The following is a 24,718-nucleotide window of genomic DNA, read 5'->3' on the forward strand; positions in this document are numbered from 1 at the left end:
GGGCCTGCGCGCGGGCTGCTGTGCCTGCGGCACCTCCGGTTTCCGTCGTGCCGGGCGTGGAGGCGTGGGTTGCGGTGCCGGGTGCGGTGTCGGCGGGGCGGCCTGCGTGCGTTGCCTGTGCCTGAGCGGCTGTCCCGGTGCCGGTGGTGCCTTCGGCGTTCTCGGTGCTCGGTGCTTTGCCGGTGTGCGGGGCCTGCGCGTCGGCTGCTGTGCCTGCGGCACCTCCGGTTTCCGTCGTGCCGGGCGTGGAGGCGTGGGTCTCGGCGCCGGGGAGTGTCGTGTCGGCTGGGCGGCCCGCGCGCGTGGCCCGCGCGTCGAGTGCCGTCCCGGTTTCTGCCGCGCCGCCCGCTGCGGGTGCGGTCGGCGTCGTGGTGTTCGGGGTGACGGCCCTGAAGGTCATGGTGGCGTCGGATGCGCCTGGTCCCTCGTACCCCGTCCGGGGCGCCGCCGTTCGCCGGTTTCCGGGGGTGGGTGTGCCGTGGTCGGCCGGGCCTCCCGCGGGTGACGCCACGTGCGAGGAAGGGGACGCGGTGCCGGGGTGCGCCCCCGGTCCGGCGGGCGTGTCCGTCGACGCGCCCTCCCGCGCCGCCGCCCGAGGCGTTCCCGACGCCGAGGGCGTTCCCTTCGTTGCCTCCGGCAACCCGTCCGGGCTAGTGCCGTCGAGATCGACGTATGGGCGTATCCGCAGCGGATCGAAGTCCTCCGCCGCGGCCGCCTCGGCCGTGCGGGCGTCGCGGAGGGCGTCGGCCGTGCGGCGGGCACACGCGCACGTCGGTGTGCGGTCGGCGTGCCTGGGCGCACCGCATTCCGGGCACGGGTGCCCGTTCGGCTGGTCCACGTGTCGTCCCTCCCCTCGCGAACTCCAGAGATTATGCAGATCTTCTTCACACTCTTGTTCGCGCGCCCCCGGAATGCAGAGTTCCGCTCGGACTCGACAGGCCATAACCGGTCACACCGATCACGATGGAGGGGTCACGAGAACCTCTGGAGGTCCGCATGGCCGGGGACGCGCACCGTTCGGCGTCGGAAGCGGGACGTACGCGGCCCGCACCCCCGGACGGTACGGCGGCCGCGGGCGGGACCGGCACGGGCCAGGTGTCGAGCAGCGTGTGGCTGTCCATCGGCGCGCTGCTGCTCGGCCTGTTGCTGGCCGCCCTCGACCAGACCATCGTCTCCACCGCCCTGCCGACCATCGTCAGCGAACTGGGCGGCCTGGAACACCTGTCCTGGGTGGTCACCGCGTATCTGCTGGCCTCCACGGCCGCGACCCCGCTGTGGGGCAAGCTAGGCGACCAGTACGGCCGTAAGCGCCTCTTCCAGACCGCCATCGTCATCTTCCTCGTCGGCTCCGCCCTGTGCGGGGCAGCGCAGGACATGCCCCAGCTCATCGGCTTCCGCGCGCTGCAGGGACTCGGCGGCGGCGGGCTGATCGTGCTGTCGATGGCGATCGTCGGCGACCTGGTGCCGCCCCGTGAACGCGGGCGCTACCAGGGCCTGTTCGGGGCGGTGTTCGGCGCGACGAGCGTGCTTGGGCCGCTGCTCGGCGGGCTCTTCACCCAACACCTCAGCTGGCGCTGGGTGTTCTACGTCAACCTGCCCGTCGGGATCGTCGCCCTCGCCGTCATCGCCACCGTGCTGCACATCCCCCGCAGGTCGACCAAGCACGTCATCGACTACCTGGGCACCCTGCTCATCGCCACCGTCGCCACCAGCCTGGTGCTGGTCGCCTCCCTCGGCGGCAACACCTGGCCCTGGGCGTCGTGGCAGATCATCGGGCTCGCGGTGCTGGGCGTCGGACTGATCGTCCCCTTCGTCGCGGTGGAGCGCCGGGCCGCCGAACCGGTGCTGCCGCTGAAGCTGTTCCGGGTGCGGACCTTCACCCTGTCCGCCGTGATCAGCTTCATCGTCGGCTTCGCGATGTTCGGCGCGCTGACCTATCTGCCGACCTTCCTCCAGGTGGTGCACGGGATCAGCCCGACCCTGTCCGGGGTGCACATGCTGCCGATGGTGGCCGGCATGCTGCTGGCGTCCACCGGGTCCGGGCAGATCGTCAGCCGCACCGGCCGCTGGAAGGTGTTCCCGCTCGCGGGCACCGCCGTCACCGCCGTCGGACTGCTGCTGCTCCACCAGCTCGACAGGCAGAGCTCCGACGCGGTGATGAGCGCCTTCTTCTTCGTCTTCGGCCTGGGACTCGGTCTGGTCATGCAGGTCCTGGTGCTGATCGTGCAGAACGCCGTCCCCTACGAGGACCTCGGCGTCGCGACCTCGGGGGCGACCTTCTTCCGGTCCATCGGCGCCTCGTTCGGCGTCGCCGTGTTCGGCGCGATCTTCTCCGGCCGGCTCGGCGACCAGCTCGGCGCGGCCTTCCGCGGCGCCGACCTGCCGTCCGGCGTCTCGCCCGGGACGCTGGAGGCCGACCCGCGCGGCATCGGCGCCCTGCCGCCTCCCCTGCGCCCCGCCGCGCTCGACGCCTATTCCACCGCCATCACCGACGTGTTCCTCTACGCCGTGCCGGTCGCTCTGCTGGGCTTCGTGCTGGCCTGGTTCCTCAAGGAGGACCCCCTGCGCGCCTCGGTCACCGCACCCGACGCCTCCGAGACGCTCGCCCCCAACCCGGTGGAACGCTCCTCGCACGACGAGGTGTGCCGCGCCCTGTCGGTGCTCGGCACCCGCGAGGGACGCCGGGAGATCTACCGGAAGATCACCGACCGCGCCGGTTACGACCTGCTGCCCGCGTCCAGCTGGCTGCTGCTGCGCATCCGCCGCCACGGCTCGGTGGAACCGGCCCGGCTCGCCGAGCGCAACCCCGTCCCGCTGGACGTCGTCCTGGAGGCCACCCGGCAGGTCGAGAGCCGGCACCTCGCCGTCCGCCGGGGTGTCGACATGGTGCTCACCGACGAGGGCCGCGAGGTCGGCGAACGGCTGGCACGGGCGCGCGAGGAGTCCCTGGCGGAGCTGCTGGGCGACTGGTGGGGGCCGGACCGGCCGACCGACCTGGTACAGCTCGTGCACGAGCTCAACGACGAGCTGTGCGGCTCCCGCGGCGAACGCCCCCAGGGCGCCCGCGCGGTCGCCCGGTCGCGCTGAGACACGGGCACGCTGAGACACGGGTGGTGACCGGGTCTCAGGCGAGCTGTCTGGCGAACCAGTGCTCCGCGTACGGGTCGTCGTTGTGCGGCTCGGTCTCGGCGTACCCGAGGCGCGTGTACAGGGTGCGCGCCTCGACGAGGTCGCTGCGGGTGTCCAGGATCATCCGGCGGGCGCCGAGACCCTGCGCCGCGTCCTCCGCGGCGCGCACCAGCAGCGCCGCTCCGCCCCGGCCACGCATCCCCTCGTACAGGAACACCCGGGTCAGCTCGGCCGCCGTGCCGTCCGGTGACAGGCGGATCCCGGCGCTGCCCGCCGGCTCGCCGCCGTACCGTGCGACCAGCAGCAGCCCGCGCGGCGGCGCGAGGTCGGCGCCCGACTGCGCGGCGATCTCCCGCTCCAGCTCGTCCGGGTCGGTCCGGCGTCCCTCGTGCAGCAGGTACCAGCGGTCGCTGACCTCCGTGTAGTACGCCCGCCAGAGCGCGCGGGCGGCAGGCGAGTCGGGGTGCTCCGGGGCCACGGTCCAGGTCATGGGCGCATTGTGTGTCCCCGACGGGCCCTGGGCGCAAGCGCATTGCGGTCCGGGCGGCGCAGGGCCGTCGGCGGCCGTCTGCGCCGTGCAGTTTGTGCGCGGTGCAACGGGCAACCCGTTGGGGCGAACCGGCTCGCGAGGAGTGCCGGTTGGGACGAGAACCCCCGGAAGGCATCCATGTCCACTGGCCTGATCATTGCGTTGATCGTGATTGTCGCGGTCGTTGTCGCCGTCGCGGCCGTCCTGACCCTGCGCGCACGCGGCCCGCGACACGGCGCGAGCCTCAAGCGGCGCTTCGGCCCCGAGTACGAGCGTGCCGTCGCCCGGCACGACGGGGACACCAAGGCCGCCGAGCGGGAGCTGTCCGAGCGCGTGGAGCGCCACGGCTCCCTCCAGGTGCGGCCGCTGGAGCCGGCCGAGCGCGAGCGCTACGAGGCGCGCTGGACGGCCGCCCAGGAGCGGTTCGTCGACGCGCCGCGTGAGGCGGTCGCCGAGGCCGACCGCCTGATCGCCGAACTCGCCGGCACGCGGGGCTTCCCCGCCGGCGGGCAGTACGAGGAGCAGGTCGCGGCGCTGTCCGTGCACCACGCCCACCACGTCGAGGGCTACCGCCGCGTCCACCGCGTCGCGCAGGCCCACCCGGACGGCGCGCACGACGGTGCCGCCGGCACGGAGGAGATGCGCGAGGCGATGGTCGAGGCGCGGGCGCTGTTCGAGGAACTGGTCCGGCCGTCGCGCCACGACGGCGGGCGCCACGGCGCCGTCGGCGAGCGTACGGCCGCCCCCGCCACCCGTCGCGACGGTCACCGCACCCCGTCGCTGCTGCACCGCCGCCAGGCGAAGGAGAGCTGATCGTCATGCCCGAGGCACCCCGACGCACCACCCAGGACACCTGGATCCCGAACGGCCCGGACGCCCCGGCGCCCGGCCCCGCCTCCGCGGACCCCGGCCACGAGGCGGCCACGCTCGACCACAAGACGGAGGCCGGCCGCAGGGCGGAGCCGTCCGCCGCCCGCGGGGGCGCGGACTCCACGGTCGGCTTCGGCCAGACCGACGCCACGCGTGACTCCGGCTCCGCCGGCACGGACGGCCCGCCGGTCGCGGCCCACCCCCGGACCGGCGACCGCACCCCCGCCGGTACGCCCGCCACGGCGGACGGCACCTCGGCGGTACCCGGCCCGTCCGGCACCGGCACACACACGCCCGGCTCGGCCGGCACCGGCAGCCATACGCCGGGCCTGGACGGCACCGGCACGCACACGCCCGGGGCGTCCGGCACCGGCACCGACGCGCCGGGTCTGGCCGGCACCGGCACGCACACCTCGGGCACGGTCGGCACCGGTACTCACACGCCCGGGGCGTCCGGCACCGGCACCGACGCGCCGGGTCTGGTCGGCACCGGCACGCACACCTCGGGCACGGTCGGCACCGGTACTCACACGCCCGGGGCGTCCGGCACCGGCACCGACGCGCCGGGTCTGGCCGGCACCGGCACGCACACCTCGGGCACGGCCGGCACCGGCACCCACGCGCCCGGCTCGGCGGATACAGGCACGCACACGCCGGGCCCGGCCGGCACCGGCACCCACGCCCCCGGCTCGGCCGGCGCCGGCGCCGACACCCACGCCACCACCCCCGGCCCGGACGGTACGTCCGGGCACCCCGGCTCGCGGCTTCTCGGCGACGACACCTGTGGCCGTCTCTCCGCGCAGTTGCGGCAGGCCGTCGCCGGGTTCGTGGACCGGCCGCGGGACGCCGTCGAGGAGGCCGACCTCGTCCTGCACGAGATCACCGAGCGGCTCAACGACGCGCTCACCGAGCGCCGCCGCACCCTGACCCGGAACTGGAAGGAGCCCGCCTCGGGCGACCCGGGGAAGGGCGACGCCGCCCCGGCCACCGACACCGAGCAACTGCGGCTCGCGCTGCGGGACTACCGCGAACTGGCGGAGCGCCTGCTAGGCGTCTGAACCGCCCCGCTCGCCCGTTCCGCCCTGTCCGTCCGACGCCGCCCGGCGCTCCCGCCACCGGCGTACGACGTCCTCGACGTCGTACGGCTTCTTGCCCAGCGGGGGGCCGGGCGGCGGCTTGAACATCATGTCGCTGATCTTCGCGTTGATCTCCGCGAGGATCTTCCGCACGATCCGCTCCGAGGGGGCCGCGAGGGCCGCCTCCAGCGCGTCCTCGGCCTCCTTGCGCAGGGCCAGCGTCGGCGGCAGCACCGACATCCCCTCGCGGGCCATCTTCCGCTTGACCCACCAGAGTTCGTCGTAGGTGTTCTCGACGTCGGGCGGCAGCGGCCGGCCGGCGCCTTCGAGCTGTTCGAACTCCCCGCGCGCGTCGGCGTCGCGGATCTGCTTGTCGACCCAGCTCTCGAAGTCGACGCCCGGTGGCTTCCGCTCGGTCATGACCCCATTGTGCCGGACGCGGTACGGCCGGGCGTTTTATCATCTGGCGGCGGGCGGCCGATCCGGCCGCTCCGGCCCCCAGGACCTCTCAGGAGGAGCGCACGTGCTCGAACTCACCATGGCCGCGGTGTCGGCGGCGGAATCGGGCGCCACGGCCGGGATGCTGATGGCCGACGCGCCCAGCGAGCCGGGCACCGTGCTGCGAGTGGGGCGGGACACCTCCCTGTGCCGGCTGGCGACGCCGGACGACTGGCTGTTCGTGTCCCGGGTGCACCTGGAGTTCCAGTGCGCGCAGGACGGCGGCTGGCAGCTGACCTGGCTGCGCGGCTCGCTGCCCGAGCCGTCGTCGGAGGTGCGGCTGACCGTCGGGGAGCACGCCCAGCCGGTCGCGTACGGGGGGAGCGTGCCGCTGCCCCGGGGCGGCAGCGGCGAGGTCGTGATCCTGGACCGCACCGCCCCGCGCAGCGTCAACGTGGGCTTCTACCACGAGGTCTGAGCCCGAGGCCCGTCCCGGGGGCCGCCCGTTCAGGACACCACGCGCGCCAGTGCGAACCCGTCGTGGCCCTTGACCCCGACCGTCTGCACCGCCGTGGCGTCGAGCCGCGGGTGGGTGCCGAACATGTCCAGGGCGGCGCGGGTGCCCACCACGTCCGGGTCGGTGTTGTCCGGGTCGGCGACCCGGCCGCCGCGCACCACGTTGTCGAGGACGATCAGGCTGCCCGCGGCCGTGAGACGCAGCGCCCACTCGACGTAGTGCGGGTTGTTCGCCTTGTCGGCGTCGATGAACACCAGGTCGAACGGCGGCGGCTGCTCGTCCGCGAGCCTCGGCAGCGACTGCAGCGCCGGGCCGACCCGCACCTCCACCCGCTCGGCGAGGCCGGCGCGGGCGATGTTGCGGACCGCGACCTCGGCGTGCCGGGGGTCGTACTCCAGGGTGATCAGCCGCCCGTCGGCGGGCAGGGCGCGGCCCAGCCAGATGGTGCTGTAGCCGCCGAGCGTGCCGATCTCCAGGACGCGCCGCGCGCCCTGGACGCGGGCGAGGAGGTGGAGCAGCTTGCCCTGGAGGGGGGAGACGGCGATGGGCGGGAGGCCGGCGGCGTCGCTCTCGCGCAGCGCCGCCGTCAGGGCCTCGTCCGGGTCGTCGCCGAGCAGCCGCCCGGTGAAGTAGTCGTCCACCGCGTTCCAGAGCCGCGCCTCGCTCATGCAGGGGTGCCTTCCGTCGCGCCGGCCGGACCTGCCCGGCCGGACCGGCTGTCGAAGATACGGGGCGCGGCCCCGGGACGTCAGACCTTTTCCCGGTGTGTCCCGGGTTCGAGCGACGGGGGCGAGCCGGGCAGCGGGCGGCCGGCCGACTCGGCCGTGCGCCACACCGCGAACCCGCCGATCACGGCGGCCGCCATCATGTAGTAGGCGGGCATCATCACGTCGCCGGTCGCGCCGATCAGCGCGGTGACCACCAGCGGGGTCGTGCCGCCGAACAGGGACACCGAGACGTTGAAGCCGATCGACAGCGAGCCGTAGCGGACCCGGGTGGGGAACAGCGCGGGCAGCGCGGACGGCATCGCGGCGGTGAAGCAGACCAGCAGCAGGCCGAGCGCGCCCAGGCCGGAGGCGACCGCGAGCAGCCCGCCGTCGCGGATCAGCAGCAGCGCCGGGACGGACAGCACGAGGAAGCCCGCGCAGCCGGCCGCCATCACCGGACGGCGGCCCACCCGGTCGGTCAGCGCGCCGGCGAACGGCTGCACGGCCATCATCAGCACCATCACGCCGAGCACGACGACCAGGCCGTGCGTGGCGTCGTAGCCCAGCTCGCTGGTGAGGTAGCTCGGCATGTACGACAGCAGCATGTAGTCGGTGACGTTGAAGACCAGCACCAGGCCCACGCACAGCAGCAGCGCACGCCACTGGCCCGTGACCATCTCGCGCAGCGGCACCTTGGGACGCTCGGTCTCGGCCTTGGCGACCTCGGCCGCGAAGGCCGGGGTCTCCTCGAGACGCATGCGCAGGTAGAGGCCGATGATGCCCATCGGGCCCGCGATCAGGAACGGGACGCGCCAGCCCCAGGAGAGCAGGGCGTCGGTGGACAGCAGCGCCGTCATCAGGGTCACCAGACCCGCGCCGCCGATGTATCCGGCGAGCGTGCCGAACTCCAGCCAGCTGCCGAGGAAGCCGCGCCGCTTGTCGGGGGCGTACTCGGCGATGAAGGTGGAGGCGCCCGCGTACTCGCCGCCGGTGGAGAAGCCCTGCACCAGGCGGGCCGCCAGCAGCAGGATCGGGGCGCCCACCCCGATCGCGGCGTAGGAGGGGATCAGACCGATGGCGAAGGTGCCCGCCGCCATCATGATCATCGTGAGGGCGAGGACCTTCTGCCGGCCCACGCGGTCGCCGAGCGGGCCGAAGACCATGCCGCCGAGCGGGCGGACCAGGAAGGCCGCGGCGAAGGCGCCGAACGTGGACAGCAGCTGGGCGGTGGCGTTCCCCGTGGGGAAGAAGACCTTGCCGAGGGTGACGGCGATGTAGCTGTAGACACCGAAGTCGAACCATTCCATGGCGTTGCCGAGCGCGGCCGCCTTCACGGCGCGCTTGACCAGCGCGGGGTCGGTGACCGTCGGGGGACCGGCGGAGGGGTCGGGTGCCTGTGCCGCACCGGCCCGCGAGGGGCCGGCGGGACCGGGGGCGACGGGGTGATGGGCGACCTGGGAAGCCGACAAGACGTCGCTCGCCTGCCTTTCGTCGGGAACAGGGACGGGTCCGCGCGGCGGCACTGTCGGGCGGGCCGAAGCCAGCGACGATAGGCGGCGTTTCCCCCGTTACGTACGGTACGAGGATCGATGCATACTGCACGGAAATGCGCCGTGCGCAGGCACGCCGTGCTCCCGGGGGGCTCCGCCGTGGGTGGCCGGTTGTGATCCTTCTCGCGTCACCCCGGGGCAACCGCATCCCGCGCGGACTATCGTCATCCGGACAAAAGAGAGAGGGCCGTCAGGTGAAGCGGCGGTGTCCGGCGTCCTTGTCGAGGGGCGCGCGCCCTGCGGGCCGCGCACGGCACGACCCCCGTACGGGACGCGCGGGGCGACAACGGGGCGGGAGGCCGACGAGGCGTGGCGAATGCGGAACACAGTGGGCGAGCGGCCGAGGCGTTCGGCGCGACGGCCGTGGGCGGCACCCGGGCGCGGCTGCGGGCGGCGCGCCTCGGACTGTGGCTGCTCGCCGCCGTCCTCGCGGTGCGCCAGGTGGCCCTCGTCCTCACCACCCCGAGCGGTGAACGCCTGACCGACCTGGAGACCTGGGTGGGGCCCGCGGGCGTGCTGCACGTCAGCGGCTCCCTCTACGACTCCACCGAGTTCACCGGCACGCCGTTCGGCGGTCTCGTCCTCAAACCGCTCACCAGATCCGCCGAGCAGACCCTCGGCTGGGGCTGGACCTTCGGCACCCTGCTGCTGGTCGTGGCGCTGGCGCTGATCGCCGCCCGCGCCCTGCCGCGGCCCGTCGGCCGGCGCACCGCGCTGCTCGCCGCGCCCGTCGCGGTCAGCCTCCTCATGGTGTCCCTGCCGGTGCGCAACACCCTCTGGCTCGGCCAGACCAGCATCATCCCGGTGCTGCTCGTCCTGCTCGGCTGCTTCGTCGCCCACGGCCAGCGGGCCGGCGGCGTCCTCGTCGGTGTCGCCGCCGCCCTCCAGCCGACCCTGCTGCTCTTCGTGCCGCTGCTGTGGCTCACCGGCCGCCGCCGGTCCGCCGCCGCCGGCGTTGTCACCTTCGCCTCGGCCACCGCGCTCGCCTGGGCCGCCATGCCGCAGGACTCCGCCGCCTACTGGGTGCACCACCTGGCGGGCGTCGGGCTCGGCGGACCCGCCGACGCGCTCGCCAACCAGTCCCTGCACGGCGCGCTCCTCCGCCTCGGCCTCGAAGGCCCGCTGGAGATCGCCCTCTTCCTGGCGCTGGGCGCGGCCGTCGTCACCCTCGGCCTGAGGCGCGCCGTCCACTACGCCCGCGACGGCCAGCTGCTCCTCGCCGTCGGCATCACCGGGTGCGCCGCCATAGCGGTGTCCCCGACGGCGTGGCAGCACCAGCTGCTGTGGGTGCTGCTCACCGTCGTCGGCCGGGTCGGCACCCGCGCCCGCGACCGGCTGGTGTGGCCCGTCGCCGTCGTCCTGGTGATGACGCTGCCGGCCAAGATGATGCTGCCGAACATGGCGTTCCTGCACCCGCTGCGGGACAACGTGGTGCTGCTCGCCGCGCTGGCCGCCGCCACCGCCGTGCCGTTCCTCGGCCGCACCTCCCCCTGCTTCCGCGACCCGGTGCCCACGCCGTACGCCCCGCGCGTGCCGGCCCGGTTCGCGTTCGTGCCCCTGCTGCCGTTCCTGCGGCGGGTGCTGATCCGGCCGAACCTGCTGCTGGAGCTGCTCCTCATCCGCGTCACCTACGCCGGGTACGCCAAGGTGCGCCTCGCCGCGACCGGCGGCAGCAACGAGGCGGGCCGTGCCCGCGCCGAGGAGCACGGGCAGCAGATCCTCGACCTGGAGCGCGTGCTCCACCTGGACATCGAGCACGCCGTCAACCACGCCGTGGTGAAGGTCGGCTGGCTGCGGAACTTCTTCGACTTCTATTACACGTCGTTCCACTTCGTCGTGCCGCTGACGGTGCTCGGCCTGCTCTACTGGCGCCGCCCCGTCCACTACCGCTGGGCGCGCTCCGCCCTCGGCTTCGCGACGCTGCTCGCGCTGGTCGGCTTCTGGCTGTACCCGCTGGCCCCGCCGCGCCTGATGCCGGACCTCGGCATCATCGACACCGTCCACGGCGTGCAGGACTTCTCCCAGCCCGACTACGGCACGCTCACCGCGCTCACCAACCAGTACGCGGCGATGCCCTCGCTGCACTTCGGCTGGTCGCTGTGGTGCGGCCTGGTGATCGCGATCATCGCTCCCAAGGTGTGGATGAAGGCCCTCGGGCTGCTGCATCCGCTGTTCACGGCCGCCGCGATCGTCGCGACCGGCAACCACTGGATCCTGGACGCGGCCGGCGGCGCGGTCGTCGTCGGCGGCGGCTTCGCCCTGACCTACCTGTTGCAGGGGCCCCGGGCCCGCACGGTCACGGCGGTGGCCGAGGAGGGCGCGGCGAAGGAGGTCAGCAGCGGGCCGCCGGCGCCGGAGAAGGACCGTACTCCGAGCTGATCCGGTACTCGCCGGGCGCGGACACGGTGAGCCGGGTGAACTCCCCGGCGCGGGACAGGCACCCGCCGCCGTCCACCCGCAGCCACGGCGAGTACGCGATCCGCACGGTCATCGTGCCCGGCCGTGCCGCCCGCAGCACCAGCTCCGCGCCGGAGGTCCGCACCACCGACCCCGGCGCGGACACCAGCGGCACCGCGTCCCGCACCCGGAACACCTCCCAGTGCGCGTCCCGCCAGACCGGCACGAGCCAGTCGGGCCGCCGCTCCCGCAGCAGCCGCGCCTCCTCCTCGGCGTACCCGTCGGGCCTGCCGTCGTGCAGCACCACGAACCCGACCGCCCACCGGTCCAGCCACGCCCGGTAGGCGGCGGCGGAGAACGAGCCGTCGTAGAACAGCCGGGCCCGCTCCATGTCGAGCTGCCGGTTCCAGCCCCGCGCGAGGTGCACGTGCGGGGCGAGCGCCACCGCCTCCCGGTGGTTGCGGGCGGGCACCGCCTCCACCCGCGTCCGGTCCGCGCCCAGCGACTCCAGGGCCCGGACCACGCCGTCCGTCTGCGCGGCCCAGGCGGGGACGTCCGTGGACACCTTCAGGTCGTCGACGGTCTTCTTGACGGTCCACCCGGCGGAGAACACCAGCGCCGCGACGAGCAGGGCGCGGCGCACCGGCCGCAGCCGGGGCTGTGCGAGCAGGGCCACCAGCAGGGCGACGGGGGCGGCGTACTCGGCGAACCGCTCGACGTTCGTGCCGATGGGGGAGGGGATCAGATACACCAGCACGGTGCCGGCCGCGTAGACGGCGCCGCTCCACCGCGCCACCCGCCAGGAGGGCGGGGACAGCACCGCGACGGCGATCCCCAGGGCCGCGGGTATCCATATGCGGCCCGCGGGCATCAACTGCTCGCCCTGGAAGGGGAAGAGCGCACTGGTCGCGCCCACCACCAGCGCGGGCGGACCCAGCAGGGCGACGGCGGGGCCCGGGCGCCGCACGAGCGCGTACCCGGCGCCGACCACGGCGAGGAACAGGCCCGCGACCGGGGACGCCATGGTGGCAAGGGCGGCGTAGGAACCGGTGAGGACGAGACGTTTCCGCTCGGTGAGGTACAGACACGCGGCGAGTCCGAAGGCCACCCCGAGGGCGAACGTGGTGCGCCCCGAGGCCACGTCGCCCCACAGCCCGAGCGCGGCGAGCAGCGCCGGCGCGAGCGGCCGGCGCGGCAGCACCCGCTCCACCAGCACCGCCGCGATCCAGGTGGCGGCGAGACCGGAGGCCACGGTGAGCGCCCGCACCCCGACGGCCGCCATCAAGTAGGGGGACATCAGGCTGTAGTTGGCGGTGTGCATGCCGCCGTACCAGAACAGGTTGTACGCCGACGAGCCGTGCCGCTCCGCGAACCCCGCCCATGCGTCCTGGGCGGCGAGGTCACCGCCGCCGGTCGCCAGCACCGCCCACCACAGCGCGTACAGCGGCAGCACGGCCAGGGTGGCCAGGAGCGGGGTGCGGTGACGCCGGCAGAAGGAGCGGAAGGTCCCCGTCCGCCGCGTGGCCGGGGCCGGCCGCCGGAGCAGGGTGAGGTCGGCAGAGGGCACGATCATGAAGACGTCATACTCGGTCCCCGCGTTCACCCTTCAAGGGGGGTCCCGTTCACCGTCGTTGACGGATGGCAGGGCGTGGCTGCGGGCGGCGGGGGAGATCTGAGGCGCCTAGGATCCGGAGCATGGCGGGCCACAAGGTGACCGGTGACTTCTCCCTCGGCTGGCGCGCGCTGCTCGCCGCCGGCGCCGAGGCCGGTGACGAGGACTTCGGCCGGCCGTCCGGCTGCCGGGGCTGGCTGGTGCGGGATCTCGTCTGCCATCTCGTGATCGACGCGCAGGACGTGCTCATCACGCTCGTCACCCCGGCCGACACCGGGCCGACGGCGGACGCGACCACGTACTGGGACCTCGTGGAGCCGCCCACCGGCGACGACCCGCTGGACGCGCTGATCCCGCGGCTGGCCGCCGCGTACGGCGATCCCGCGCTGCTGAGGTTCCACCTGGACGACGTGGGCTCCGCCGCCGGGCGGGCCGCGCGACTGGCCGACCCCGCCGCCCTGGTGAGCACCAAGGACAAGGTGCTGACCGCCGGCGACTACCTCACGGCGTACGTCCTGGAGTGGACGCTGCACCACCTGGACCTCGTCGCCCACCTGCCGTCCGCCCCGAGGCCCCCGGAGCGGACACTGGCGGCCGCCCGGACCGCGCTGGAACGGATCGCGGGCGCCCCGTTCCCCGCGGACCTGTCCGACACCGACGCCCTGCTGGTCGGCACGGGCCGGCGTACGCCCACGGCCGGCGAGAGCGCCACGCTGGGCGGTCTCGCCGCGCGGCTGCCGCTGGTCCTGGGCTGAGACAGGCGAAGGCGGCGGCCCCGGGGATCAGGGGGCCGCCGCCTTCGGTATCAGGGTGACGCTCGCTCGTCAGTACCAGTTGTTGGCCTGCCAGAAGGACCAGGCGTCGCAGGCGCTGCCGTAGCGGTCCTTCATGTAGTCCAGGCCCCACTTGATCTGGGTCTCCGGGTTGGTCTTCCAGTCCGAGCCGGCCGAGGACATCTTCGAGGCCGGGAGCGCCTGGACCAGGCCGTAGGCGCCGCTGGAGGCGTTGGTGGCCTTCGGGTTCCAGCCGCTCTCGTGCGACACGATCTTGGAGAAGCACTGGAACTCGGCCGAGTCGCCGATCATCTTCTTCGCGGTCGCCTGGGCCGACGCGGCGGTGGGGGCAGCCGTGGTCGCGGCCTGGGCGGGCGCGGCGGCGATCAGCGTGCCGCACGTGGCGGCCGTCAGGGCGGCGCCGACAACGGCCTTCTTCGGGGTGGCGACGGAGCGGAGGACGGAAACGGCGGACACAGGCGGCCTTTCGGTCGGATGCAGGGGAGTCGCGGCCCCGCCGAGCGGCGGGGGCATACGTCGGCGCCGCGACCCGTGGGGTTCGTCGGCGCCCGGCGACTGCTCCACAGAAACAAATCCCCGGATCGCCCGCAAAGGTCCCTTTTACTACCGATGGTCGGAGGTGCCCACGCCCCCCTGTCCGCAACGTCCGTTTTGCGGCGCGATGGTCCCAAGTGGGCGCGCGTCCGGTCTACGGCTCTCCTTCGTATGTGACGCCGGTCATGTGGGGTGCTTCACCACCTCGCGCACCCGGCGCGTACGCACCCTCACCGAGGGGCGTCGTCGAATGTGACCGGCGCCTCGAAAGCGGCCCTGCGGGTGGCGCGGCGCAGCGCCCGCAGCACCGTCGCACCGACGGTCAGCGTCAGGACCACCGTGATCACCGCCCGCCCCAGGTCCCAGCCGAGGGAGGTGGCCAGGCAGTACGCGACGAAGCGGGCCAGGTTGGCGGCCACCGGGTCGTCGCCGTCGAAGGCGATGTTCGAGGCGAGCGAACTCATGAAGGTCCAGCCCGCCAGGTTCATCACCGTGCCGTAGGCGAAGGCGGCGAGGAAGCCGTAGACGGCGAGCATCCACACCTCCGGGCGGCCCCGCAGCCGGTCCGGGCCGGGCAGGAAGCCCGCGCCCATGGTGAACCAGCCCATCGCCAGCATCTGGAACGGCAGCCAGGGGCCCACCCCGCCGGTGAGCAGCGCGGACGCGAACATCGTGACCGAGCCCAGGGCGAAGCCGAAGCCCGGGCCGAGGACCCGGCCGCTGAGCACCATCAGGAAGAACATGGGCTCGAGACCGGCGGTGCCCGCGCCGATGGGACGCAGGGCCGCGCCCGCCGCCGCGAGGACGCCGAGCATCGCCACCGCCTTCGCGCCCAGGTTCGACTCCGACAGGGCGGCCGCCACCACGGCGACCAGCAGCACGAGCAGCCCCGCGAAAAGCCACGGCGCGTCCCCCTCGTGCGCGTTCACGGCCGACTCGGGCGGGGCGAGGAAGGGCCAGCCGAAGCCGGCCACGCCCACCGCGCTCACCAGGGCCAGCGCCAGCCAGGTGCGGGGGCCGAGCCGCAGGGCGCGGGCCTGGCGGTCCACGGGCCGTGCGGGGGTCGTCGGCGCGCTCATCGCTCCAGCGCCTCCTTCACCTGGGCGACCGTGAGCCAGGGCTGCGGCGCCAGGATCTTCGCCACCTGCGGGGCGAACGCCGGGGACGCCACGACCACCTCCGCCGACGGGCCGTCCGCGATCACCTCGCCCTCCGCGAGCAGCACCACCCGGTGCGCCAGCTCCGCCGCCAGCTCCACGTCGTGCGTGGCCATGACGATGGCGTGACCCTCGGCGGCCAGCCGGCGCAGGATCGCCGTCAGCCGGGCCTTCGCCGCGTAGTCCAGGCCGCGCGTCGGCTCGTCGAGCAGCAGCAGGGGCGGCCGCGCGGTGAGCACCACCGCGAGGGCGAGCGTGAGCCGCTGCCCCTCGGACAGGTCACGGGGGTGCATGTCGTCGGCCACCGACGGCAGCAGCTCGGCGAGCAGCGCGCGGCAGGTGCCGGGCTCCGCCTCCGCGTCCCGGTCGGCGGCCGCGCACTCCGCCGCCACCGTGTCCGCGTACAGCAGGTCGCGGGGCTCCTGCGGGACCAGGCCGACCTTGCGGACCAGGTCGCGGGGGCGGGTGCGGTGCGGGACCGCGCCGCCGGTGCGGACCGACCCGGACGACGGGGCGACCAGCCCGACCAGCGCGGAGAGCAGCGTCGACTTGCCCGCGCCGTTGCGGCCCATGAGCGCGACCGTCTCACCGGGCGACACCGTGAGGTCCACCCGGGTCAGCGCCTGCACCCGGTCCCGGCGGACCGCCAGGGCCCGCGCCTCGGCCACCGGCTCGGGAGCGCCGGTGTTCTCCTTCTTCGCCCGTCCGAAGAGACGCTTGACCGGGGCAGCCGGCCGTGGGGCGCCGGTGTCCGGCCCGGGCTGCTTCCCCTCCAGGCGCTCCCGCAGCGGGGCCGCCCCGCGTCGGGCGTCGCGGACCGACAGGGGGAGCGGGGACCAGCCGGCCAGGCGGCCCAGCTCCACCACCGGCGGGCACACCGGGGACACCGCCATGACCTCCGCGGGGGCGCCCATCCAGGGCCGCTCGCCGGGGCCCGGCAGCAGCACGACCTGGTCGGCGTACTGCACCACCCGCTCCAGGCGGTGCTCGGCCATCAGGATCGTGGTGCCCAGGTCGTGCACCAGGCGCTGCAGGACCGCGAGGACCTCCTCGGCGGCCGCCGGGTCCAGGGCGGACGTCGGCTCGTCCAGGACCAGCACCTTCGGGTGCGGGGTGAGGACCGAGCCGATGGCCACCCGCTGCTGCTGGCCGCCGGACAGCGTGGAGATGTGCCGGTCCCGCAGGTCCGCCAGGCCCAGCAGGTCGAGGGTCTCCTCGACGCGGCGGCGCATCACGTCCGGCGGAAGGCCCAGCGACTCCATGCCGTAGGCGAGTTCGTCCTCCACCGTGTCCGTCACGAAGTGGGACAGCGGGTCCTGGCCCACCGTGCCCACCACGTCGGCGAGTTCGCGCGGCTTGTGGGTGCGGGTGTCGCGGCCGGCGACCGTCACCCGGCCGTGCAGGGTGCCGCCGGTGAAGTGCGGCACCAGTCCGCTGACCGCGCCCAGCACCGTCGACTTGCCGACGCCGGACGGGCCCACCACCAGCACCAGTTCGCCCTCGGGGACCTTCAGGCCGACGTCCCGCACGGCGGGCCGCGCCGCGCCGTCGTAGGTCACCGACACGTTCTCGAAGCGGATCACGTCGTCGGCTCCTTGCGGGGGTCGCGGGCCGCCTCGGGGGCGGGGGTGACGAAGGCGGGCAGCAGACCGAGCAGTACGGCCGCCGCCGGCCACAGCGGCAGGGCGGGCGGCTCCAGCGGGACCACGCCGGGGTCGAGACTCCCGGGGTCGAGCGAGCCGGCCAGGATCAGGAGGGCGGCGACGGCCGCGCCGGACGCGGAGACCAGCCAGGCGCAGGCGTCCCACGGGTCCGGGCGGTAGCGGGTGCGCACGCTGCGCCGCCCGCCGAGCCACAGGCCCGCCAGCGCCGACGCCAGACCGGCCAGCAGCACCGGCAGCCCGTAACTGCCGCCCGCGGCGGTGAGCAGCCCGTAGGTGCCCGCGCACACGCCCAGCAGACCGCCGAGCGTGAGGGCGGCCGTGGTGCGCCGCACGGCGGCCGGCACCTCGGCCGTACGCCCGTAGCCGCGCGCGTCCATCGCGGCGGCCAGGGACACCGAGCGCTCCAGCGCGCCCTCCAGGACCGGAAGCCCCACCTGCACCAGACCGCGCACGCCCTTGTCGGGGCGGCCCCGCAGCCGGCGCGCGGCACGCAGCCGCCGTACGTCGGCGATCAGGTTCGGCGCGAAGGTCAGCGCCACCACCACGGCCACCCCCAGCTCGTACAGGGCGCCGGGCAGCGACTTCAGCAGGCGGGACGGGCTGGCGAGGGCGTTCGCGGCGCCCACGCAGATCAGCAGCGCGGCCAGCCGCAGCGCGTCGTACAGGGCGAAGGTCAGGCCCTCCGCGGTGACCCGGCCGCCCAGGCGGATGCCCTGCGCCCAGCCGGGCAGCGGCACCTCGGGCAGCGTGAACAAGGTGTGCGTGCCGGGGATCGGCGAACCGAGGACGATCGCGAAGGCCAGCCGCAGCACCAGCACGGCGGCGGCGAGCTTCACGAAGGCGCCGTAGGAGCGGGCCCACGGCGTGTGCGGGCGGCGGACGGCCACGACGTACCCGGAGACGGTGATCAGCAGGGCGAGCAGCAGCGGGTTGGTGGTGCGGGTGGCCGCGGTGCCCAGCGCGAGGGCCCACAGCCACCACGCGCCGGGGTGCAGGGCGCGGCGCGGGCGCGGCACGGGGACGCCGGCGGGCGGCGTCCCCCGCTCCGGGCGCGGCCGGGCGAGGCCCGGACGCCCGGAGCCGTCCGCCTCACGCACGGCGACGGACCTGCCAGACGGCGGCGGCGCCCAGCACGACCACCACCGCGGCGCCCGCGATCAGCCCCACGGACGGCCCGGAACCGCCGTCGTCCTGCGCGGAGGCCTCCTCCTCGGTGTCGGCGGCCCCGGTGGCGGCGGACTCCTTCCCGCCCGCGGCGACCTGCTCGCCGCAGCCCTTCGCCGGGTAGCCGGCGATCGCGCACAGCAGGGCGTTGCTGTCGTAGCGCAGCGGCTCGGCGACCGAGGCCAGCGCCTCCGCCGTCGTGGCGTCCTGAGCCACCTGCGCGCAGAGCGTGCGGCCGGCCGGCGGCTGCGCCCCGGACGGGGCGTCGGCGGGCGTGCCGAAGTCGATCACCAGTGCCACCCGCTTCGTGCCGTCCTCGGCGGGCGTCTTCGCGCAGATGGTGTCGAAGCCGGCGGCGCCGCGCGGCTTGGCCGCGTCGCCCGAGTCCTCGCTGACCGAGAAGCGGAAGCCCACGACGTCGCCGTCCGCGGGCCGCGACATCGAGGGGCCCACGGTGGCGTACGTCCACGCCGAGCCGTCCCGCTCCCAGAAGGACCAGTAGCGGTACCCGGCGGCCTGGGCCTGGCCGGCGCCCGCCAGCAGCGGCAGCAGCGCGGCCAGGAACAGCAGGGTGAGGCGGCGGGTCACGGCTGCTGCCTCTTCGTGCGGTTGCTGATCAGGAAGCCGATGCCGATGCCCGCGACCAGGCAGACACCGACGAACCACCACACGCCGAACGGGGAGTCCGAGTCCTTCTCGTCCTCGGCCTTCTCCGTCGCCTCCGTGGTCTTCCCGGGGGCGGCCGGGCCGGCGGCCTGGAGCTGCTTCACCAGGTCCGTGCCGCCGAAGTCGCGCGGGTCCGCGCCGGTCGCGTGGGAGGCGAGGATCAGCTGCGCGTAGGCGCCGGGCCCGCTCTGCGCGGCCCAGTCGCCGGCGTTCTTCTCCAGCCAGGCGTACGACTTCTCCGCCTGCGCCGTGTCGCCCTGCGCGGCGAGCGCGACCACCGCGTCGGCGGTGTTGCCGAAGTCGGGCTGGTCCTCGGCGCCGGGCGTCGAGGCGAGCAGGTACCCCTTGGCGGCGAGGGCGCCGGCCAGGTGGGCGGCGCCGTTCGCCGCGGCCTGCTCCGGGGTGGTCGCCTTGACGCAGGAGCCGGGGCCGTCGCCCTTGCCGGGCTCGACCAGCAGGCCCTTGCCGAGCGCGCCGAGCACGCCCGCCGCCGTCGCGTCCGTGTTGGCGGTCAGCGAGCCGTCCTTCTCCGGCTGGTACGCGAACGCGCCCGCGCCCTCGCCGGTGCAGGGCAGCTCCAGGCCGAGCAGCGCGTCGTAGGGGGACTTGCCGCTCTTCCTCACCTCGCCCGGCTTCTCGCCGACGGCCGCGAGCGCGCCGACGACGACGGACGTGGAGTTGGTGTCGCTGGGGCCGCCCGCGGTGTACCCCCAGCCGCCGTCCTCGTTCTGCACGGACTTCAGCCAGCCGACGGCCTTCTCCGTGACGGCGTCGTGGCCGCCGAGCGCGGCGAGCGCCTGCACGGCGGCGGCGGTCTGGTTGGTGTCGACCATGGTCTTCGCGTCGCACGCGGCGGACGGGTCGGCACGGAACGGAGCGAAGGAGCCGTCGGCGCACTGCTGGCCGGTGAGCCAGCCGACGGCGGCCTTCGGCGGCTCGGCGCCGGCGGCGTGCTGGGCGAGCAGGGCGAGCGACTGGCGCCACACCCCGTCGTACTGCGGGTCGGTGTCCCCGTACAGCGCGGACGGCAGTGCCTGCGGGGTCGGCGACGGGGACGAGTCGGCTGCGGCCGGTGCGGCGGCGCCGAGGACGGCGACGGCGGCCAGCACCGCTGCGCTGCGGCGGACGTTCATGACGGGCGGGTGCCTCTCCCTGAAGAGGGCCGGGCAGCGCGGGACACCCCGGCGGCTCGGCTCCGTATACCTCGACGGTGCCCGTGCGCCGGCGGATGCCGGGCACGTGAGCCGGTCACGATCCGTGCGGGGCATTCCGGCTCACCGTCCCCAGGACGGCTCACGGTTGCGGGTCAGCGCCGGATTCGCACCGGCTTCCCCCCGTACGGCTGTGATACGACGCGGCCACTCTACCCGCCCCTAGAACGGGCGTCCGGGGCGGCCGTGCGCGCGAGGAGAGGCACACAGGAGTGAGGTGACGGGGGTCACGGCGCCCGTGAACCGGCCCGCACCCGTGGGCGGGTGCGGGCCGAGCCCTCGGTGTCCGGCTCGGCGATCTCGACGTCAGCGCCGGCCGGAGCGCGGCGGGGCCGTCAGGTCGATCAGCCGGCACACCGTCTCGATGTCCACGCCCACCTGCTCGATGGAGGCCCGCCCCGACAGCCAGGTGATCAGCGTCGAGTGCCAGGTGTGCCCGATCACCCGCACGGCCGAGAGCTGCTCGGGCGTCGGGTCGGTCAGGTCCGTCGCGTCCAGCACGATCGCCGTCGTACGCCGGAAGACCTGTTCCACCTCCGCGCTCACGCTGCGGTCCGCGAACGTCAGCGCCCGCACCATCGCGTCCGCCAGCAGCGGGTCGCGCTGCATCGCCCGGAAGGCCCGCATCAGCGTCCCGGCGGCCCGCTCCGCCGCCGTCTCGCCGGCCGGGGGCTTCTTCCGCAGCGTCGCGTGCAGATGCTCCAGCTGGTCCTGCATCGTCGCCACCAGCAGATGGATCTTCGACGGGAAGTACCGGTACAGCGTGCCCAGCGCCACCTGCGAGGACTCCGCGACCTCACGCATCTGCACCGCGTCGAAACCGCCCCGCGAGGCCAGCCGCGCGCACGCCTCGAGGATGCGCCGGCGCCGCGCCTCCTGCCGCTCCGTGAGCGGGGAGGCCGGCTCGGCGCGCCCGGCGTCCGGCGCCGCCTTGGTCCTGTGGGCATCCGCGGGCATGGGTCCCGTCCGTGACAGTCGGTGAGGGGTGGTGATCGGACAGCATGGCACGGCGTCCGCCGTGGCGTGAATCACCTGATCCACCGCTGCCGACGTTCTTACCTGCCGGTAGATTCGGTTCCTCCGAACGATCAACATTGAAACTTGTTCTAGATCGGCGTCCCGTCGTACTGTCGCGGGACAGTGCAGGCAGAAGGGGGTCCCAGAGTGACCGCTGAGGCCAGTCAGGCCGGGACCTCGGCAGGCCCCGCATCCGACGGCTCGCGACCGCTCCGCATCGCGCTCCTCACCTACAAGGGAAACCCGTTCTGCGGCGGCCAGGGCGTGTACGTGCGCCATCTCTCCCGCGAACTGGCCCGGCTGGGGCACCGCGTCGAGGTCATCGGCGCCCAGCCCTACCCGGTGCTCGACGAGGGGTACGACGGGCTGAGCCTCACCGAGCTGCCCAGCCTCGACCTCTACCGGCAGCCTGACCCCTTCCGCACCCCGAAGCGCGACGAGTACCGCGACTGGGTCGACGCCCTCGAGGTCTCCACCATGTGGACCGGCGGCTTCCCCGAGCCGCTGACCTTCTCGCTGCGCGCCCGCCGCCATCTGCGCGCCCGCCGCGGCGACTTCGACGTCGTCCACGACAACCAGACCCTCGGCTACGGCCTGCTCGGCGACCTCGGCGCGCCCCTGGTGACCACCGTCCACCACCCCATCACCGTCGACCGCCGCCTCGAACTGGACGCCGCCGAGGACTGGAAGCGCCGTATGTCGGTGCGCCGCTGGTACGCGTTCACCCGCATGCAGAAGCGCGTCGCGCGCCGCCTGCCGTCCGTGCTCACCGTCTCCGGCAGCTCCCGCGCCGAGATCGTCGAGGACCTCGGAGTCCGTCAGGACCGCATCCACGTCGTCCACATCGGCGCCGACACCGACCTGTTCTCCCCGGACCCGTCCGTCGCGGTCGTCCCGGGCCGGATCGTCACCACCTCCAGCGCCGACGTGCCGCTGAAGGGCCTCGTCTTCCTCGTCGAGGCGCTCGCCAAGGTGCGCGCCGAACAGCCCGACGCCCACCTCGTCGTGGTCGGCAAGCGGCCCGCCGAGGGCCCGGTCGCCCAGGCGATCGAGCGCTACGGCCTCGAAGGCGCCGTCGAGTTCGTCAAGGGCATCTCCGACGCCGAGCTCGTCGACCTGGTGCGCTCCGCGCAGGTCGCCTGCGTGCCATCGCTCTACGAGGGCTTCTCCCTCCCGGCCGCCGAGGCCATGGCCACCGGCACCCCGCTGGTCGCCACCACCGGCGGCGCCATCCCCGAGGTCGCCGGCCGCGACGGGGAGACCTGCCTGGCCGTGCCGCCCGGCGACGCCGGCGCCCTGGCCGCCGCGCTCACCCGGCTCCTCGGCGACGACGAGCTGCGCGCCCGCCTCGGCGCCGCCGGACGCGACCGTGTTCTGGCCAACTTCACCTGGGCGCGCGCCGCCGAGGGCACCGTCGCCCGCTACCGCGAGGCCATCGAGACCGCCCGCGCCGGCCGGGGCAGGACCCCGCGCGCGACGGCCCCGGCCCCCCGGGACCCGGTGCCCGCGGACCTCGACCTCGTCCCCGACGCTCTCGCGGACACGGGCGGCGTACCCGTGACCGCGGCCGACACCTCCGACCGTGAAAGCAGGGCCACGTGCTGACCGTCGACTTCTCCCGGTTCCCGCTCGCCCCGGGCGACCGCGTCCTGGACCTCGGCTGCGGCGCCGGACGGCACGCCTTCGAGTGCTACCGGCGCGGCGCCCAGGTCGTCGCGCTGGACCAGAACGGCGAGGAGATCCGCGAGGTCGCCAAGTGGTTCGCCGCGATGAAGGAGGCCGGTGAGGCGCCCGCCGGCGCCACCGCCACCGCGATGGAGGGCGACGCCCTCGCCCTGCCCTTCCCCGACGAGTCCTTCGACGTCGTCATCATCTCCGAGGTGATGGAGCACATCCCCGACGACAAGGGCGTGCTCGCCGAGATGGTGCGCGTCCTCAAGCCGGGCGGCCGCATCGCCGTCACCGTCCCGCGCTACGGCCCGGAGAAGGTCTGCTGGACCCTGTCCGACGCCTACCACGAGGTGGAGGGCGGCCACATCCGCATCTACAAGGCGGACGAGCTGCTCGGCAAGATGCGCGAGGCGGGCCTGCGCCCCTACGGCACCCACCACGCCCACGCGCTGCACTCGCCGTACTGGTGGCTGAAGTGCGCCTTCGGCGTCGACAACGACAAGGCGCTGCCGGTCCGCGCGTACCACAAGCTGCTGGTCTGGGACATCATGAAGAAGCCGCTGGCCACCCGGGTCGCCGAGCGGGCCCTGAACCCGGTGATCGGCAAGAGCTTCGTGGCCTACGCGACCAAGCCCCACCTGCCGCGCGCCGAGGCGGACGCCACGTGACGACCTCCCGGTCGGCCGGCGACCCCCGCACCCCCAGCTCCGAACACCTCGTCCTCACCGGCGTGCTGACGCCCGAGGAGGCGGCGCACACCGTCGCCGGCATCCTCGCCGTGCAGCGGGAGGACGGCGCCATCCCGTGGTTCCGCGGTCACCACCTCGACCCCTGGGACCACGTCGAGGCGGCGATGGCGCTGGACACCGCGGGCGAGCACGAGGCGGCCGAACGGGCCTACCTGTGGCTGGCCCGGCACCAGTTGGAGGACGGCTCCTGGTACGCGGCCTACGCCGACGGGGACCCGGACGACGTCACCGACCGGGGCCGGGAGACCAACTTCGTCGCCTACATCGCCGTCGGCGTGTGGCACCACTACCTGTCCACGGGCGACGACACCTTCCTGGACCGCATGTGGCCCGCCGTGTGCGCGGCCGTGGAGTTCGTGCTGGAGCTCCAGCAGCCCGGCGGGCAGATCGGCTGGCGGCGCGACGACGACGGCACGCCCACCGCGGACGCGCTGCTCACCGGCTCCTCCTCCGTCCACCACGCCCTGCGCTGCGCCCTCGCGATCGCCGAGCAGCGCGAGGAGCCCCAGCCCGACTGGGAGCTGGCCGTGGGCGCGCTGCGGCACGCCATCCGGCGCCACCCGGAGCGGTTCCTGGACAAGGACCGTTACTCGATGGACTGGTACTACCCGGTGCTCGGCGGCGCGCTGACCGGCGCGGAGGCACGGGAGCGCATCGACGGGGGCTGGGAGCGGTTCGTCGTGCCCGGCCTCGGGGTGCGGTGCGTGGTGCCCAACCCGTGGGTGACGGGCGGCGAGTCGGCCGAACTCGCCCTGGCCCTCTGGGCGACGGGCGAGTCCGACCGCGCGCTGGAGATCCTCCAGTCGATCCAGCACCTGCGCGACCCGGAGAGCGGCCTGTACTGGACGGGCTACGTCTTCGACGACGACGCCATATGGCCGCGCGAGCTGACCACCTGGACGGCGGGGTCGCTGCTGCTGGCCGTCGCCGCCCTCGGCGGACACGAGCCGACCTGCGCGGTCTTCGGCGGCGAGCAGCTCCCGAAGGGCATGGCCCCGGCCTGCTGCCCGGACGCCTGACGGCGGGACCCGCCGGACCCCCGGGTCACGCGGCTGGGGGTGTGGGGGAGTGCGTCCGGGGGGCCGGGCGGGGTCAGTGGCGGCGTAGGCGGCCGGCGATGGCGCGGCCGATGAAGAGGTGGACGACGGCGGCGAGTCCGTAGCCGAAGACGACCCGCGCCCACTCCTCGTCGAAGGTGCTGTGTCTTCCGGGGGGTGCCCCCGGACCCCCGGGTCACGCGGCGGGGGGTGTGGGGGAGTGCGTCCG

General features: G+C 74.5%; 21 protein-coding genes and 1 riboswitch. Of the genes, 9 read left to right on the plus strand and 12 right to left on the minus strand.

Translation table 11 applies throughout. From position 1 onward, the window contains the following. The first annotated feature begins 996 nt into the window (after positions 1–996). The gene (locus ACQZOG_RS07025; RefSeq protein WP_033272796.1) at positions 997–3,087 is read left to right on the plus strand and encodes an MDR family MFS transporter; all 2,091 of its coding nucleotides are present in this window, start codon (positions 997–999) and stop codon (positions 3,085–3,087) included. Between the two features lie 37 nt (positions 3,088–3,124). Here the strand turns inward: ACQZOG_RS07025 and ACQZOG_RS07030 are convergent, their stop codons facing one another. Next, entirely contained in the window at positions 3,125–3,619 is a 495-nt protein-coding gene (locus ACQZOG_RS07030; protein ID WP_354792612.1) for a GNAT family N-acetyltransferase, read from the minus strand. Positions 3,620–3,796: 177 nt separating this feature from the next. Here ACQZOG_RS07030 and ACQZOG_RS07035 point away from each other — a divergent pair, with 177 nt between their 5' ends. Both ACQZOG_RS07035 and ACQZOG_RS07040 read left to right on the plus strand, forming a co-directional pair. Continuing rightward, positions 3,797–4,471 (plus strand): hypothetical protein, encoded by a 675-nt coding sequence (locus ACQZOG_RS07035; RefSeq protein WP_033272798.1) that lies wholly within the window; start codon positions 3,797–3,799, stop codon positions 4,469–4,471. Between the two features lie 5 nt (positions 4,472–4,476). Continuing rightward, positions 4,477–5,586 (plus strand): hypothetical protein, encoded by a 1,110-nt coding sequence (locus ACQZOG_RS07040; protein ID WP_430741376.1) that lies wholly within the window; start codon positions 4,477–4,479, stop codon positions 5,584–5,586. On the opposite strand, the gene ACQZOG_RS07045 is transcribed toward ACQZOG_RS07040, so the two are convergent. Beyond that, positions 5,575–6,024 (minus strand): DUF1992 domain-containing protein, encoded by a 450-nt coding sequence (locus ACQZOG_RS07045; protein WP_037639259.1) that lies wholly within the window; start codon positions 6,022–6,024, stop codon positions 5,575–5,577. The genes ACQZOG_RS07040 and ACQZOG_RS07045 overlap by 12 nt on opposite strands. Positions 6,025–6,127: 103 nt before the next feature. Between ACQZOG_RS07045 and ACQZOG_RS07050 the strand changes: the two genes are divergently transcribed. Then, entirely contained in the window at positions 6,128–6,520 is a 393-nt protein-coding gene (locus tag ACQZOG_RS07050; protein ID WP_037639257.1) for an FHA domain-containing protein, read from the plus strand. Positions 6,521–6,549: 29 nt separating this feature from the next. Here ACQZOG_RS07050 and ACQZOG_RS07055 read toward each other — a convergent pair whose 3' ends face one another. After that, positions 6,550–7,227 carry an O-methyltransferase gene (locus ACQZOG_RS07055; RefSeq protein WP_037639255.1) on the minus strand — a complete coding sequence of 226 codons (678 nt, stop codon included), beginning with the start codon at positions 7,225–7,227 and terminating at the stop codon, positions 6,550–6,552. An 80-nt stretch (positions 7,228–7,307) separates the two neighbouring features. Next, a complete protein-coding gene (locus tag ACQZOG_RS07060) occupies positions 7,308–8,735 on the minus strand; it encodes an MFS transporter (protein WP_037639253.1) in 1,428 nt (475 codons plus the stop codon). Positions 8,736–9,125: 390 nt separating this feature from the next. Between ACQZOG_RS07060 and ACQZOG_RS07065 the strand changes: the two genes are divergently transcribed. Further along, the gene (locus tag ACQZOG_RS07065; protein WP_354792610.1) at positions 9,126–11,195 is read left to right on the plus strand and encodes a bifunctional glycosyltransferase 87/phosphatase PAP2 family protein; all 2,070 of its coding nucleotides are present in this window, start codon (positions 9,126–9,128) and stop codon (positions 11,193–11,195) included. Here ACQZOG_RS07065 and ACQZOG_RS07070 read toward each other — a convergent pair. Beyond that, positions 11,149–12,786 carry a hypothetical protein gene (locus ACQZOG_RS07070; protein WP_037643771.1) on the minus strand — a complete coding sequence of 546 codons (1,638 nt, stop codon included), beginning with the start codon at positions 12,784–12,786 and terminating at the stop codon, positions 11,149–11,151. The genes ACQZOG_RS07065 and ACQZOG_RS07070 overlap by 47 nt on opposite strands. Before the next feature lie 122 nt (positions 12,787–12,908). Between ACQZOG_RS07070 and ACQZOG_RS07075 the strand changes: the two genes are divergently transcribed. Beyond that, on the plus strand, positions 12,909–13,580 hold the full coding sequence (locus ACQZOG_RS07075) for a maleylpyruvate isomerase N-terminal domain-containing protein (protein WP_354792608.1): 672 nt from the start codon (positions 12,909–12,911) through the stop codon (positions 13,578–13,580). A 69-nt stretch (positions 13,581–13,649) separates the two neighbouring features. Here ACQZOG_RS07075 and ACQZOG_RS07080 read toward each other — a convergent pair whose 3' ends face one another. From ACQZOG_RS07080 to ACQZOG_RS07110, 7 genes are all read right to left on the minus strand, one after another. Then, positions 13,650–14,075, minus strand: coding sequence for a transglycosylase SLT domain-containing protein (locus ACQZOG_RS07080; RefSeq protein WP_037639249.1), 426 nt, complete (start codon positions 14,073–14,075; stop codon positions 13,650–13,652). A gap of 308 nt (positions 14,076–14,383) precedes the next feature. Next, positions 14,384–15,232: an ECF transporter S component gene (locus ACQZOG_RS07085; protein ID WP_033272806.1), complete on the minus strand. Its 849-nt coding sequence runs from the start codon at positions 15,230–15,232 to the stop codon at positions 14,384–14,386. Continuing rightward, positions 15,229–16,893, minus strand: a complete 1,665-nt coding sequence (locus tag ACQZOG_RS07090; protein ID WP_037639247.1) for an ABC transporter ATP-binding protein — start codon at positions 16,891–16,893, stop codon at positions 15,229–15,231. Before ACQZOG_RS07090 ends, ACQZOG_RS07085 begins: the two co-directional genes overlap by 4 nt. Next, complete coding sequence (locus tag ACQZOG_RS07095; protein WP_033272808.1) at positions 16,890–18,071, minus strand: energy-coupling factor transporter transmembrane component T; 1,182 nt, start codon at positions 18,069–18,071, stop codon at positions 16,890–16,892. The genes ACQZOG_RS07090 and ACQZOG_RS07095 overlap by 4 nt, the downstream gene beginning before the upstream one ends. Further along, positions 18,064–18,726 (minus strand): SCO2322 family protein, encoded by a 663-nt coding sequence (locus ACQZOG_RS07100; protein ID WP_406717306.1) that lies wholly within the window; start codon positions 18,724–18,726, stop codon positions 18,064–18,066. The genes ACQZOG_RS07095 and ACQZOG_RS07100 overlap by 8 nt, the downstream gene beginning before the upstream one ends. Next, on the minus strand, positions 18,723–19,937 hold the full coding sequence (locus ACQZOG_RS07105; protein WP_399607105.1) for a prenyltransferase/squalene oxidase repeat-containing protein: 1,215 nt from the start codon (positions 19,935–19,937) through the stop codon (positions 18,723–18,725). The genes ACQZOG_RS07100 and ACQZOG_RS07105 overlap by 4 nt, the downstream gene beginning before the upstream one ends. Before the next feature lie 129 nt (positions 19,938–20,066). Further along, positions 20,067–20,138: riboswitch (cobalamin riboswitch) on the minus strand. Positions 20,139–20,321: 183 nt separating this feature from the next. Continuing rightward, positions 20,322–20,972 (minus strand): TetR family transcriptional regulator, encoded by a 651-nt coding sequence (locus tag ACQZOG_RS07110; RefSeq protein ID WP_033272811.1) that lies wholly within the window; start codon positions 20,970–20,972, stop codon positions 20,322–20,324. Between the two features lie 207 nt (positions 20,973–21,179). On the opposite strand from ACQZOG_RS07110, the gene ACQZOG_RS07115 reads away from it, so the two are divergent. The 3 genes from ACQZOG_RS07115 to ACQZOG_RS07125 are packed head-to-tail and all read left to right on the plus strand — an operon-like array spanning position 21,180 to position 24,471. Next, positions 21,180–22,637 (plus strand): glycosyltransferase family 4 protein, encoded by a 1,458-nt coding sequence (locus tag ACQZOG_RS07115; RefSeq protein ID WP_033272812.1) that lies wholly within the window; start codon positions 21,180–21,182, stop codon positions 22,635–22,637. After that, on the plus strand, positions 22,631–23,371 hold the full coding sequence (locus tag ACQZOG_RS07120) for a class I SAM-dependent methyltransferase (protein ID WP_033272813.1): 741 nt from the start codon (positions 22,631–22,633) through the stop codon (positions 23,369–23,371). Before ACQZOG_RS07115 ends, ACQZOG_RS07120 begins: the two co-directional genes overlap by 7 nt. After that, positions 23,368–24,471, plus strand: coding sequence for a prenyltransferase (locus tag ACQZOG_RS07125; RefSeq protein WP_351032111.1), 1,104 nt, complete (start codon positions 23,368–23,370; stop codon positions 24,469–24,471). Before ACQZOG_RS07120 ends, ACQZOG_RS07125 begins: the two co-directional genes overlap by 4 nt. Positions 24,472–24,718 lie beyond the last annotated feature (247 nt).

Source organism: Streptomyces sp. P13-3-3, from assembly GCF_050571355.1.
In the GTDB taxonomy this organism is placed as follows: domain Bacteria; phylum Actinomycetota; class Actinomycetes; order Streptomycetales; family Streptomycetaceae; genus Streptomyces; species Streptomyces althioticus.

Bases quoted from the DNA above. Each gene is read 5' to 3' on its own strand.
- ACQZOG_RS07105 (WP_399607105.1), bottom strand. From the start codon at position 19,937: ATGAACGTCCGCCGCAGCGCAGCGGTGCTGGCCGCCGTCGCCGTCCTC.
- ACQZOG_RS07110 (WP_033272811.1), bottom strand. From the start codon at position 20,972: ATGCCCGCGGATGCCCACAGGACCAAGGCGGCGCCGGACGCCGGGCGC.
- ACQZOG_RS07035 (WP_033272798.1), top strand. From the start codon at position 3,797: ATGTCCACTGGCCTGATCATTGCGTTGATCGTGATTGTCGCGGTCGTT.
- ACQZOG_RS07045 (WP_037639259.1), bottom strand. From the start codon at position 6,024: ATGACCGAGCGGAAGCCACCGGGCGTCGACTTCGAGAGCTGGGTCGAC.
- ACQZOG_RS07085 (WP_033272806.1), bottom strand. From the start codon at position 15,232: ATGAGCGCGCCGACGACCCCCGCACGGCCCGTGGACCGCCAGGCCCGC.
- ACQZOG_RS07030 (WP_354792612.1), bottom strand. From the start codon at position 3,619: ATGACCTGGACCGTGGCCCCGGAGCACCCCGACTCGCCTGCCGCCCGC.
- ACQZOG_RS07070 (WP_037643771.1), bottom strand. From the start codon at position 12,786: ATGATCGTGCCCTCTGCCGACCTCACCCTGCTCCGGCGGCCGGCCCCG.
- ACQZOG_RS07075 (WP_354792608.1), top strand. From the start codon at position 12,909: ATGGCGGGCCACAAGGTGACCGGTGACTTCTCCCTCGGCTGGCGCGCG.
- ACQZOG_RS07040 (WP_430741376.1), top strand. From the start codon at position 4,477: ATGCCCGAGGCACCCCGACGCACCACCCAGGACACCTGGATCCCGAAC.
- ACQZOG_RS07055 (WP_037639255.1), bottom strand. From the start codon at position 7,227: ATGAGCGAGGCGCGGCTCTGGAACGCGGTGGACGACTACTTCACCGGG.
- ACQZOG_RS07025 (WP_033272796.1), top strand. From the start codon at position 997: ATGGCCGGGGACGCGCACCGTTCGGCGTCGGAAGCGGGACGTACGCGG.